The following is an 11,902-nucleotide window of genomic DNA, read 5'->3' on the forward strand; positions in this document are numbered from 1 at the left end:
GTCCGTCCACTCTTCTTGCGCGCAGGAGGCGCACTAGGCCGATGGTTACTGGAGCCACGTCCCTCAGTCTGGTCCGCGACGAGCTGTTCGCCACGATGGAGGAGGCCGAGCAGAACCTCGAGCACTTCATTGCCGAGCGTCAGAACGGCAGCCTGCTGCAACATTCCGTCGATTGCCTGACACAGATTCGCGGCACGCTGAACCTGATCGAGCTGGCGGGTGCCGAGCTGCTGGCGCAGGAAGCGCTGGATCTGGCCACCGACATTCCCACCGGGGTCAGCGAAGACCGCGACGGCCAACTGGCTGCGCTCGGCAATGCGCTCTATGTGCTGCGCCGCTACCTGGAAAACCTCGAGGCGCACCGCCAGGAAATCCCCGAGCTGCTGCTGCCGGCGATCAACGACGTGCGCCAGGCCGCTGGCCAGCCCGCGCTGCCGGAGAGCTTCTTCTTCAGTGCGCGCCTGGACCTGCCGCGCCCGCTGCGTGCCGTTACCGCGCCGCAAGTGGACGACCCAGCGCGTGAAGTCCGCCGCCTGCGGCAGATGTACCAGGTCGGCCTGGTAGGGCTGATCCGCGAACAGAATCTCTATCCGAGCCTCAAGCTCATGGGCCGCGCGCTGGGCAAGCTCGACGTGCTGCTGGGCAGTGCCGCGCGCACCCGCCTGTGCTGGGTCGGCGCCGGCGCGCTGGAAGCGCTGGTCGACGCGCAGATGCTGCCGCGCAAGACGCGCAAGCTGGTGTTCTCGCGCCTGGATCGCGAGCTCAAGCAACTGATCGCCAACCCGCAATACGAAGCGCCGCGGCAGTTGCTCAAGGAACTGCTCTATCTCACCACACTGGCGGACACCGGCGGCGTGCGCGCCACCGAGCTGCGCCAGGTGTTCGGCCTGGCACCGCTGCCGTTCACCGATCACCTGCTCGAAGACGAGTCGCAACGCCTGTCCGGCCCCGGCCAGTCGGTGATGCGCTCGCTGTCGGTGGCAATCCGCGAGGAGCTAACGGCGGTGAAGGACCAGCTCGACCTGATCGAGCGCGGCGTTTCCCAGGCCGATGCGCTGGGCATCCTGCACACCCAGTTGGGCAAGCTGGCCAAGACCCTGGGCATGGTGGGCCTGAACTCTGCCGCCACTTCGCTGCAGCACCAGCATGGCGTGGTCGCCGGCTGGGTCGCCAAGGGCGCGGTGGACGATCCGGCTGCGCTCAACGCACTGGCCGACGCGTTGCTGTACGTCGAAAGCATGGTCGGCAACCTGGAGCGTGGCGAGCGCATGAGCGCGCGCCCGGCGCCGATGGGGGAGGACGATTCCTTCGCCGTGCATCAGCTTGCCGAAGCGCGCATTGTGGTGATCGACGAAGCCCAGTCGGGCCTGGCGCTGGCCAAGCGCGCGATCACCGCGTACCTGGAATCCAACGGCGACAAGCTGCACCTGGCCAACGTGCCGATCAGCCTGCAGGCAGTGCGCGGCGGCCTGTGGTTCCTCGGCCAGGAGCGTGCGGCATTGCTCGTGGGTGCCTGTGCCGATTACATTCAGGGGCAGATGATCGAGACGACCCAGATGCCGTCCGAGCAGATGCTGGAAACCCTGGCCGATGCTCTGACCGGCCTGGAGTACTACCTGGAGGGTGGAGCCATGATGCGGCCTGAAGGCCAACCCGACGTCCTGGACGTCGCCAGCGAGAGCGTCAAGGCCCTGGGCCTGACGGTGGCTGCCTGATGCGTACCGGGCGTTGGGAATCCTCGATGTTCGAGGTGGCTACGAACGGTGGCTGGGCGCTCGCCCATTGCCAGCAGCAGTTCCTTGCCGACAGCAACGGCGTGCTGTTCCCCCGTGACTGGCTCAAGCGCCAGGACCTTTCCGTGCTTTCCGAGCACGCCGTCGGGCAGTTCGATGGCGAGCCGGTGTACCTGCTGGAAGTCGATCGTACCGACCCGCTGGAGGGTGCCAGCTGGATCGGCCTGCGCCAATTCATGATGCAGGCCGAGGAAGACATCTTCGCCATGCTCGGCTTCGCCAGCCAGATCGGCATCTGGTGGCGGCAGAACCGCTTCTGCGGCAGCTGCGGGCAGCCCAATCAGCGCATGCCCCGCGACCGCGCCATGCAGTGTGAAAGCTGCGGCATCCAGCGTTACCCGCTGCTGTCGCCGAGCATGATCGTGCTGGTGACCCGTGGCGATGAGGTGTTGCTGGCCCGTTCGCCGCGCTTCGTGCCGGGGATGTACAGCACCCTGGCGGGTTTCGTCGAGCCGGGCGAGTCGGTGGAGCACTGCGTCGCGCGCGAAGTGCGCGAAGAGGTCGGCGTCGAGATCGGCAATATCCGCTACATGGGCAGCCAACCCTGGCCGTTCCCGCATTCGCTGATGTTCGGCTACCACGCCGAGTACGTCAGCGGCGAGATCGTCATGCAGCCGGACGAGATCGAGGATGCCCGCTGGTTCCACGTCGACGAGCTGCCGCGCCTGCCGGCCGAGCGCTCCATCGCCCGCTACCTGATCGAGGTCTACCTGGCGCGCCGCGCCGGTCGTCCCGATCCCGTCCTGCCCGGCGGCGCCTGACTCCAGGCGCCGTATCGGCCGACTTCAGGCCGCGGCAGTGAACCAGTGCTGCCAGGCCAGGCGCACGGTCAGCGCCAATACCACCAGGATGAACACCGGGCGGATGAACTTGGCGCCGCCGCCAATCGCCGTGCGCGCGCCGAAGTAGGCGCCGACCATCAGCGAGCTGCCCATGCACAGCCCCAGCAGCCAGACCACCTGGCCCGAGGCGATGAACACCGCCAGCGCAACGATATTGCTGACGAAGTTCATGCTGCGCGCCACGCCGCTGGCGCGTACCAGGTCCAGCGGGTACATCAGCAGCGTGCTGACGGTCCAGAAGGCGCCGGTGCCGGGCCCGGCCACGCCGTCGTAGAAACCCAGGCCCAGGCCCTGCGGGCACTGCCGGCCCTGGGCGATCTGCGGGTTGGCGTCCAGCGGCGCTTCGGGCGTCTTGCCGAACAGCAGGTACAGGCCACAGCCGAACACCACCACCGGCAGCATGCGGTTCAGCCATTCCGCCGGCATCAGGTGCGCGGCCCAGGCGCCGAGCGCTGCACCGATGGCGGTGGCGATCAGCCCTTTGCGCCACTTGCGCGGCTGGAACAGTTTGCGGCGGTAGAAGGTATAGCTGGCCACGGCGGCGCCAAAGGTCGAGCTGAGCTTGTTGGTGCCCAGCGCCAGGTGCGGCGGGACGCCGGCGGTGAGCAGGGCAGGGATGGTCAGCAGGCCACCGCCGCCGGCAATGGCGTCGATGAAACCGGCGAGGAAGGCGACGCCGGCGAGGATGACGAGGGTGGTCGGGTCTACGACGAGTTCGAAGGGCATTGGGTTCGCCTTGATCAGGGGCCCGTCCAGCCACTCTTTTGTAAAGAGCGGGTGGCATAGGAAACGTTAACGGACCCGAAAGCTGCGACGGTCTGGCTGGCCGCGCAGGTACGCGGTGCGCATAATGCCGGCAATTCTACGAGGAAGGAAATCATTCGATGCAGTACGACGGTCTGGCCTGGGTCGTTGCCATCCTGGCGCTGTTGGCCCTGGCGGTAGCCGCCCGAATCCTGTTCGACCGTCACTGGTTCCTCGGCTGGTTGCGCGGTACGGCGGGAATGCTGTTCGTGGCCTTGGCCGCGTTGGTGGCGCTGGTGGCCTGGGACCTGCGCAGCTATGACGCGCTGCCGGCAGAGCGGCCGCTGGCGACCCTGAGCTTCCACAAGGTCGGCGAGCAACGCTATGACGTGACGCTGCTGCAGGGCGACGAGGAGCGTCGCGTGGAGCTGGCCGGCGACCTCTGGCAACTGGATGCGCGGGTACTGGAGTGGAAAGGCCTGGCACGGCTGATCGGCATGGCGCCCGGTTATCGCCTGCAGGATCTGTCCGGCCGCTTCCTGGCGGTTGAGCAGCAGTCCCTCGGGCGCAAGGTGTCGCTGGTTTCCGAAGCGCCGGGGATCGATCTCTGGCGCTGGTTGCGCGATGGCCAGCATGATCTGCTGACTTTCGTGCCGAAAGCCGGGCGGGTGAATTATCTGCCAATGGCCGACCAGGCGGTATTCGCCGTGCGTTATGGGGCGGGCGGGTTGACCGCCGAGCCGATGAATGCGGCGGCCAATCAGGCACTCAAGGAGTGGCAGTAATTCGCCGTCTGCAGGAGCGAGCCTGCTCGCTCCTGCAAAAAGCAGAAAAGGGAGCCGGATGGCTCCCTTTCTCGTTTCCGCGAAAGCGCTTAGGCGAGGAAGCCGCCGTCCACGTTCAGCGTCACGCCGGTAGTGTAGCTGGAGGCGTCGCTGGCGAGGTACAGCACGGCGCCGGCCATTTCGCTCGGGTCGGCTACGCGCTTGAGCGGGATGCGCTGCAGGGCAACGTTGCGGATGGCGTCGTTGCTCACCAGGGCCGAGGCGAACTTGGTGTCGGTCAGGCCCGGCAGCAGGGCGTTGCAGCGGATGTTGAACTGCGCGCATTCCTTGGCGAAGACCTTGGTCATGCTGATCACGGCGGCCTTGGTCACCGAGTAGATGCCCTGGAACTCGCCCGGGGTAACGCCGTTGACCGAGGCAACGTTGATGATGCTGCCGCCACCGTTGGCTTTCATCAGCTTGCCGCCTTCGATGGACATGAAGTAGTAGCCGCGGATGTTCACGTCGACGGTCTTCTGGAAGGCCGACAGGTCGGTGTCCAGCACGTTGCAGAACTGCGGGTTGGTAGCGGCGTTGTTGACCAGGATATCCAGGCGGCCGAACTGCTCGCGGATCTGCGCGAAGACGGCCTGGATCTGCTCCATTTCACCGATGTGGCAGGCAATCGCGGTGGCCTTGCCGCCGGCGGCGACGATCTCGTCAGCCACGGCCTGGCAGCCGTCGATCTTGCGGCTGGAGACGATCACGTGGGCGCCCTGTTGGGCCAGCAGCTTGGCGATGGCCTCGCCGATGCCGCGGCTGGCGCCGGAGACGAAGGCGATCTTGCCATCGAGGTCGAACAGTTGGGTCTTGGACATGGGGAGTTCTCCTTATTCTTTAGCGCCGTTACAGGCGAGACTTGCCGATGACCTGCAGGCTCACCTGTTCCAGCAGCTTGTTGGCGTGGATGAAGGTGGCGAAGCGCTTGTCCTGGGTCTGGCCGTGGAAGAAGCGGTAGTAGATCTGCTGCATGATGCCGGCCAGGCGGAACAGGCCGTAGGTGTAGTAGTAATCGAGGTTGTCGATCTGGATGCCGGCGCGCTCGGCGTAGTAGTCGGCGAATTGCTGGCGCGTGAGCATGCCCGGCTCGTGGCTGGGCTGGCGGCGCAGCATCTGCATCGGCTGCGGGTCGCCCGCTTCGATCCAGTAGGCGAGGGTGTTGCCCAGGTCCATCAGCGGGTCGCCGAGGGTGGTCATCTCCCAGTCGAGCACGCCGATGATCTGCATCGGGTTGTTCGGGTCGAGGATGACGTTGTCGAAGCGGTAGTCGTTGTGGACGATGCCCGGCTTGTGGTGGTCGGCCGGCATCTTCTCGCGCAGCCATACCTTCACCTGTTCCCAGGCCGGCGCATCGGGGGTCAGGGACTTCTCGTAGCGATCGATCCAGCCGCCGATCTGGCGCTGCACGTAGCCCTCGGGCTTGCCCAGGTCACCCAGGCCGCAGGCGTTGTAGTCGACGTTGTGCAGGTCGACGAACTTGTCGATGAAGCTCTTGCACAGCGCGGTGGTCTGCGCCGCGTCGAGGTTGAGCTCCTTGGGCAGGTCGCTGCGCAGGATGATGCCGTTGACCCGTTCCATGACGTAGAACTCGGCGCCGATCACCGATTCGTCGGTGCAGTAGGCGTACGCCTTGGGGCAGTAGGGGAAGCCGTCCCTGAGCTGGTTCAGGATGCGGTATTCGCGGCCCATGTCGTGGGCGGACTTGGCCTTCTTGCCGAACGGCGGGCGGCGCAGGACCAGCTCCTGGTTGTCGTACTGGATCAGGTAGGTCAGGTTCGACGCGCCGCCGGGGAACTGGCTGATGCGCGGCTGGCCCTGCAGGCCGGGAATGTGGTCCTTGAGGTAGCCGTCGATCACGGCGGCGTCGAGTTCTTCACCTTCGCGGGAGCGGATGGTCTGGTCGGTCAACGACATGCTGGTTCCTTCTTGTACTGGGCTTGTACGGGTCATCGCACCGCAGCGAGAGCGGCGGGCAAGGGTGGCGCGCAAGGTGGCGTCGTGCTCTTGCCTTATGGGTTGCGGCAGAATCAGGCAAAGCAATGATGGCGCCGGGTGATCATTGGCTAATCTAATGTCGACGTCTGCCGCTCACAAGCACGGCGGGACGTTATTGGCGTCCGTGTTGCACCCCGATCAAGCTGCCTGATTCGCGGGCCGGAGCGAGGCGCGGGCATAAAAAAACCGGAGCCAGGGACTCCGGTTTTTCGTGCTGCGCGGGCAGGTTTGCCTCGGATCAGACCGGGAACAGTTCGCCCAGCTTCATCGCCAGCATCATGTCGCCTTCGGCGCGCAGCTTGCCGGCCATGAAGGCCTGCATGCCGTCGGTTTCGCCGCTGGTGATGCCCTTGAGGGTCTCGCTGTCCATGATCAGGGTGACGTTGGGGGACTCGGCGTCGCCCTGTACCACTTCGCAGGTACCGTCCTTGACGACCAGGTAGTGGTTGTCGCCGTCTTCGATGTTGAACTGGAACACCAGATCCAGGCCGGCGGCCGCGCTGGCGTTGAACTTGCTCTTCATGGTGGAAACGATGTCAGCAACACTCATGGTTCTATTCCTTTTCTAGGTTTTCTCGCGCGGCGCTCGGCGCCGCATTGGGCCGGTACTCAACGATAGGTGATGAGTTCCGGCGCCCTCAACAGTTCCAGATGCACGTGACTGTTGAAGGAAGCCAGGGCCACTTCGCTGCCGCGGAACTTCAGGCGGTTGAGCGAAGTGTTGACGATCTGCCAGTTGAGCTCGAAGGCGTTCAGCGCCGGAATGCCGGTCACCTGCTGGAGCACCGCGGTGATGGTGCCGCCGGAGGTGAACACGCCGATGTTGTCCTTGCCGCTGGCCGACTCCAGCAGGCGCTTGAGGCCGCCGTGCACGGTGTCGAGGAACTCGGCCCAGCTGACCAGGCCGTCCTTGTCGTGATCGCCGGAAACCCAGCGGGCGATCACGGTGGAGAACAGGCGCTGGAACTCGGCGCGGTGGTCGGCGGCGTTGCGCAGGATGTGCAGCGCCTGCGGTTCGATCTCCAGCAGGTCCGGCAGGTGGGCGCGGATCACTGCGTCGGCTTCGAATTCGTTGAAGGCGGAATCGATTTCCAGGGTGGGCGTATCGATCCCGGCCTCGTTTAGCCGGCCCATCACCGCTTCGGCGGTGTGACGCTGACGGCGCAGGTCGCCGGCGACGCAGCGGTCGAAGCGCAGGCCTAGGCTGGCCAGGTGCTCGCCGAGGATTTGCGCCTGGCGCACGCCGGTGTCCGAGAGCACATCGTAGTCGTCGGCACCGAATGAAGCCTGGCCATGTCGAATCAGGTAGATGCTTCCCACGCGCGCGGTCCCGGCAGGGCTGAAAGTTCCGGCGAGGTTATGAGGATCACCTGGGGCTGTCAACGAAAAAACATACGCTTGTTTGAATGCTATTCGCTGGACTGATACAGCGCTTTGCCAGCGCTGGTGGCGGGCCGGCGGCGTGGGTATGCTTGCGGGATTCACAGCGCTTGTCACGCGTGCGCGTACAGAATTGTAAAAGGGGATGTGAGTGGAGTTTCTAGCGGATTACGCGGGTTTCCTGGCCAAGACCTTCACCGTGGTGGTGGCCATCGTCATCGTCCTGGTGGTGATCGCCGCTCTGCGCGGCCGCGGCCGTCGTGGCGGCAGCGGGCACCTGGAGGTGCACAAGCTCAACGACTTCTACAAGGAACTGCGCGAGCGCCTGCAGCACAGCGTGCTGGAGAAGGCCAAGCTCAAGGCCCTGCGCAAGTCCGAGGCGAAAACGCTGAAGGAAGCGAAAAAGAAGAAGGGCGGCGAGAAGAATCGCGTGTACGTGCTCGACTTCGATGGCGACATCAAGGCCTCAGCCACCGAGCAACTGCGCCATGAAGTGACTGCGCTGCTGACCCTGGCTACCCCGCGTGACGAAGTGGTACTGCGCCTGGAGAGCGGCGGTGGCATGGTCCATGGCTACGGCCTGGCTGCTTCCCAGCTGGCGCGCATCCGCCAGGCCGGCGTGCCGCTGACCGTCTGCGTCGACAAGGTCGCCGCCAGCGGCGGCTACATGATGGCCTGCATCGGCGAGCGCATCTTGTCTGCGCCTTTCGCGATCCTCGGCTCCATCGGCGTGGTGGCCCAGCTGCCCAACATCCATCGCCTGCTGAAGAAGCACGACGTCGATTTCGAAGTGCTCACCGCCGGCGAGTACAAGCGTACCCTGACCGTGTTCGGCGAGAACACCGAGAAGGGCCGGGAGAAGTTCCAGGAAGACCTGGAAACCACCCACGAGCTGTTCAAGCGTTTCGTCGTCCACTACCGCCCCCAGCTGGCCATCGACGAAATCGCCACCGGCGAGGTCTGGCTGGGCCAGGCGGCGCTGGGCAAGAAACTGGTCGACGAGCTGAAGACCAGCGACGAATACCTGGCCGAACGCGCCCGTGAGGCGGATGTCTACCAGCTCAGTTATGTGCAGAAGAAGTCCATCCAGGAGCGCTTCGGCGTCGGTGTCAGCGGCGTGATCGATCGCGTGCTGGTGACCTGGTGGGACCGCCTGGGTCGCAGCCGTTTCTGGCAGTGACTCTTCTGGCAATGATTGGGCGTCGGGCGCCGGGATCGCGCCCGTTTATCGAATTCGAAAGAGGAGGGTCGAGATGAGTGCATTCAAGGCGTTGTGGGTCACGGAGAGCGCGCATGGCGTGCATGACCTGCAGATGGCCGAGCGGCAGGTTGCCGATCTGCCGGCGGGTGAAGTGCTGGTGCGGGTGAAGTATTCCTCGCTCAACTACAAGGATGCGCTGTCCGCCAGCGGCAACCGTGGCGTCACCCGCAAGTACCCGCACACTCCCGGCATCGACGCCGCCGGCGTGGTGGAAGAGTCCTCGGTGGGCGAATTCGCTGCGGGCGATGAAGTCATCGTCACCGGCTACGACCTGGGCATGAACACGCCGGGCGGCTTCGGCCAGTACATCCGCGTGCCTGCCGCCTGGCTGATCAAGCGCCCGCAGGGCCTGTCGCTGCGCGAATCGATGATCCTCGGCACCGCCGGCCTGACTGCCGCACTGTGCGTCGACAAGCTCGAGCGCGCCGGCCTGACGCCGTCCGCCGGCCCTATCCTGGTCACTGGCGCCACCGGCGGCGTGGGCAGCATCGCGGTGATGCTGCTGGCGCAACTGGGGTACACCGTGGCTGCCGCCACCGGCAAGCTGGAACAGGCCGAGCTGCTGAACCGCCTTGGCGCGCGGCAGATTCTCGACCGTGCCACTGTCTCCGACGGCGTCGACAAGCCGCTGCTGCGTGAGCAGTGGGCCGGTGCGGTGGACACCGTGGGCGGCGATATCCTGTTCAACGTGGTCAAGTCGCTGCAGTACGGCGGCAGCGTCGCCTGCTGCGGCCTGACCGCCGGCGCCGCCTTCAAGGCCACCGTGCTGCCGTTCATCCTGCGCGGCGTGAACCTGCTGGGCGTGGACTCGGTGGAGCTGCCGCTGGTGGTCAAGGCTTCCATGTGGGACAAACTGTCCCTGCAATGGAAGCTCGACAACCTCGAAGCGGCGGTCCGTGAGGTCAAGCTCGACGACCTGCCGGCCGCTATCCACCAGATCCTGGCCGGCAAGCTGGTGGGTCGGGTGCTGGTCAATCTGGATTGATGCCCTGCCGGGCCTGGGTGTCAGCCCAGGTCCGGCAACAGGTAATCCGCCCACAGCGAATCGGCGAACTGGCTTCTGAAAAAGCCGAAGTGACCGATGCGCTTCACGCCGATATCCTCCGGCGCGATTCTCTTCAGCGTCTTCGGCGAGCCACGGTAGAAACCGTGCAGCGACTCGGTATTGCGCCCGGACATCATCTCGTCGTCGGTGAAAGAGATGGAGGTAATCGGTGTGCTCACCGAGGAATACGCCTCGCGCACCGCGCCGCCTTCCGCGCCCACCGAGTACTCCGGGTCCAGGCACCAGCGCCGCCATTGCTCGATCACCCCGCGCGGCAGGTCGCCGACCACGCCCAGGCGCTTGCCGGGGAAGTAGCCCAGCAGCGGCGTGATCGTCGGTGCCAACAGGTACCAGAGCAGCCAGGCCTTGTGCCGCAAGCCCTTGGTGTTCTCGCGCCAGTAGCCGCTGCCGGTGGCAATGGTGAAGGCGCGGTGGATGCGCTCGGTACCCCGCACGAAGGGCAGTATCTGCCCGCCGAGACTGTGGCCGATCCAGTACACCGGCAGCTCGCCGGCCGCGGCGACCACGGCATCGAGCATGGCGCTGCAGTCGTGGTTGCCCCAGGCGAGGATGTCGACGTCCAGGTCACGCAGGGAGCCGGCGCGGGATTTACCCATGCCGACATAGTCGAAGGTGACTGTCAGGTAGCCGCGCTCGGCCAGCCAGTTGGCGAAGGCCGTGTAGAAGCGCTGTTCGACGCCCATGGCAGGAACGATCAGCACCGCTCCGCGGGCTTCGCCGGGTGGGTAGTACCAGTGGCTGGAGAGGCTTTGGCCATTGCCGTTGTCCAGCGGGCGGGGAAGTGGTGTGATCATGGCGCGGTCCCTCAGGCCTGACTGATGTACATGGTGATGTCGGCGCGGAAGACCTTCTTGTCACCGACGTAGGCGAGCACCGGGACGATGACGTCGCCTTCCTGGTTCCAGTCCACGGCACGGCCATCGGCCACGGCGCGTACGTCGCCGTCGGCCTTGGCCAGGTATTCCACGGTCATGCCGCGGGGAATCCAGCGGCGGCCCTTGGGGATCGACACGTCGGTCATGGTCCCGGCGGCCAGTTCGGCAGCGTTGCACAGGGCGATGGCGTGCACGGTGCCGATGTGGTTGAGCACTTCGCGGCGCTTGGGGAAGGTCACTTCCGCGTAGCCTGGGCGCAGTTCGACGAACTGCGGGGCGATGCTGGCGAAGTAGGGGGCGACCTGGCCGATCATGGCGCTGAACTGCGCGGGGCCGGCCTGCTGGTACATTTGCATCATCTGACTCATGGCAACTCCGGGGCAAAGCGGATTGAAGATGGATGCGCGCCCAGGCAGTATACGAAGACTAGAAATTAATTCTAGAAAAATATTCTAGAATTATGTTCGAGCGGTTTTTCCAACAGGAACCCCATGGCCCGACCTTCCCGCAAAGACGACATCCTCCAGGCCGCGCTGGCCTGCTTCAGCGAATCCGGCGTGGATGCCACCACCATCGAGATGATCCGCGACCGCTCCGGCGCCAGCATCGGCAGCCTCTATCACCACTACGGCAACAAGGAACGCATCATCGGCGCGCTGTACCTCACAGGCGTTGGCCAGTACGCGGCGCTGCTGGACGCCGGAATCGAGGAGGGCATGAGCGCGGAGGCCTGCGTGAAGCTGTTCGTCACCTGCTACGTCGATTGGGTGGCGGCCAACCCGGAGTGGGCGCGTTTCATCTTGCATAGCCGTGGCCGCGTCGAGGCGGGAGAAGTGGGCGAGGCGTTGCGCGAGGCCAACCGCGAGCAGGGCCGCCGCATTGCCGGGTTGCTCTCCGAGCACCGCAAGTCCGGGGCGTTCAAGGAGCTGGCGCCGGAGCTGTTCAATTCGGTGGTGATCGGCCCGAGCCAGGACTACGCGCGCAACTGGCTGGCCGGGCGCACACGGGTGGACCTCATCGATTGTCGCGATCAGTTGGCGCAGATTGCCTGGGAGAGTGTGCGGGCCTGATGGTCTGCAGGCCTAGGCGGATGCACCCTCTGTAGGAGCGAGGTTGCTCGCG

13 protein-coding genes are annotated in these 11,902 nt (G+C 65.3%); 6 read left to right on the top strand and 7 right to left on the bottom strand.

The genetic code is table 11. From position 1 onward, the window contains the following. Nucleotides 1-41: 41 nt before the first annotated feature. Nucleotides 42-1,715, top strand: a complete 1,674-nt coding sequence (locus A9513_RS05485; RefSeq protein ID WP_024763296.1) for a hypothetical protein — start codon at nucleotides 42-44, stop codon at nucleotides 1,713-1,715. Further along, on the top strand, nucleotides 1,715-2,554 hold the full coding sequence (gene nudC / locus A9513_RS05490) for an NAD(+) diphosphatase (protein WP_054907714.1): 840 nt from the start codon (nucleotides 1,715-1,717) through the stop codon (nucleotides 2,552-2,554). Before A9513_RS05485 ends, nudC begins: the two co-directional genes overlap by 1 nt. Before the next feature lie 24 nt (nucleotides 2,555-2,578). Here the strand turns inward: nudC and A9513_RS05495 are convergent, their stop codons facing one another. After that, nucleotides 2,579-3,361: a TSUP family transporter gene (locus A9513_RS05495; RefSeq protein ID WP_065084167.1), complete on the bottom strand. Its 783-nt coding sequence runs from the start codon at nucleotides 3,359-3,361 to the stop codon at nucleotides 2,579-2,581. A 158-nt stretch (nucleotides 3,362-3,519) separates the two neighbouring features. Here A9513_RS05495 and A9513_RS05500 point away from each other — a divergent pair, with 158 nt between their 5' ends. Beyond that, a complete protein-coding gene (locus A9513_RS05500; RefSeq protein WP_024763299.1) occupies nucleotides 3,520-4,164 on the top strand; it encodes a hypothetical protein in 645 nt (214 codons plus the stop codon). An 89-nt stretch (nucleotides 4,165-4,253) separates the two neighbouring features. Here the strand turns inward: A9513_RS05500 and A9513_RS05505 are convergent, their stop codons facing one another. From A9513_RS05505 to A9513_RS05520, 4 genes are all read right to left on the bottom strand, one after another. After that, the gene (locus A9513_RS05505; protein WP_024763300.1) at nucleotides 4,254-5,021 is read right to left on the bottom strand and encodes an SDR family oxidoreductase; all 768 of its coding nucleotides are present in this window, start codon (nucleotides 5,019-5,021) and stop codon (nucleotides 4,254-4,256) included. 28 nt (nucleotides 5,022-5,049) lie between these two features. Continuing rightward, nucleotides 5,050-6,117: a phosphotransferase family protein gene (locus A9513_RS05510; protein ID WP_024763301.1), complete on the bottom strand. Its 1,068-nt coding sequence runs from the start codon at nucleotides 6,115-6,117 to the stop codon at nucleotides 5,050-5,052. A gap of 319 nt (nucleotides 6,118-6,436) precedes the next feature. Next, entirely contained in the window at nucleotides 6,437-6,748 is a 312-nt protein-coding gene (locus tag A9513_RS05515; protein WP_017519529.1) for an SCP2 sterol-binding domain-containing protein, read from the bottom strand. Between the two features lie 59 nt (nucleotides 6,749-6,807). Continuing rightward, nucleotides 6,808-7,518 (bottom strand): histidine phosphatase family protein, encoded by a 711-nt coding sequence (locus tag A9513_RS05520; RefSeq protein WP_024763302.1) that lies wholly within the window; start codon nucleotides 7,516-7,518, stop codon nucleotides 6,808-6,810. A gap of 211 nt (nucleotides 7,519-7,729) precedes the next feature. Here A9513_RS05520 and sohB point away from each other — a divergent pair, with 211 nt between their 5' ends. Both sohB and A9513_RS05530 read left to right on the top strand, forming a co-directional pair. Next, nucleotides 7,730-8,758 (top strand): protease SohB, encoded by a 1,029-nt coding sequence (sohB, locus tag A9513_RS05525; RefSeq protein WP_024763303.1) that lies wholly within the window; start codon nucleotides 7,730-7,732, stop codon nucleotides 8,756-8,758. 73 nt (nucleotides 8,759-8,831) lie between these two features. After that, a complete protein-coding gene (locus tag A9513_RS05530; protein WP_065084168.1) occupies nucleotides 8,832-9,824 on the top strand; it encodes a YhdH/YhfP family quinone oxidoreductase in 993 nt (330 codons plus the stop codon). A 20-nt stretch (nucleotides 9,825-9,844) separates the two neighbouring features. Here A9513_RS05530 and A9513_RS05535 read toward each other — a convergent pair whose 3' ends face one another. Continuing rightward, a complete protein-coding gene (locus tag A9513_RS05535; protein WP_038803142.1) occupies nucleotides 9,845-10,699 on the bottom strand; it encodes an alpha/beta fold hydrolase in 855 nt (284 codons plus the stop codon). Nucleotides 10,700-10,710: 11 nt separating this feature from the next. Then, entirely contained in the window at nucleotides 10,711-11,148 is a 438-nt protein-coding gene (locus tag A9513_RS05540; RefSeq protein ID WP_024763305.1) for a hotdog fold domain-containing protein, read from the bottom strand. A 123-nt stretch (nucleotides 11,149-11,271) separates the two neighbouring features. Between A9513_RS05540 and A9513_RS05545 the strand changes: the two genes are divergently transcribed. After that, entirely contained in the window at nucleotides 11,272-11,850 is a 579-nt protein-coding gene (locus A9513_RS05545; RefSeq protein ID WP_065084169.1) for a TetR/AcrR family transcriptional regulator, read from the top strand. Nucleotides 11,851-11,902 lie beyond the last annotated feature (52 nt).

This window comes from Pseudomonas sp. AU12215, assembly GCF_001675465.2.
Classification (GTDB): domain Bacteria; phylum Pseudomonadota; class Gammaproteobacteria; order Pseudomonadales; family Pseudomonadaceae; genus Pseudomonas; species Pseudomonas nitroreducens.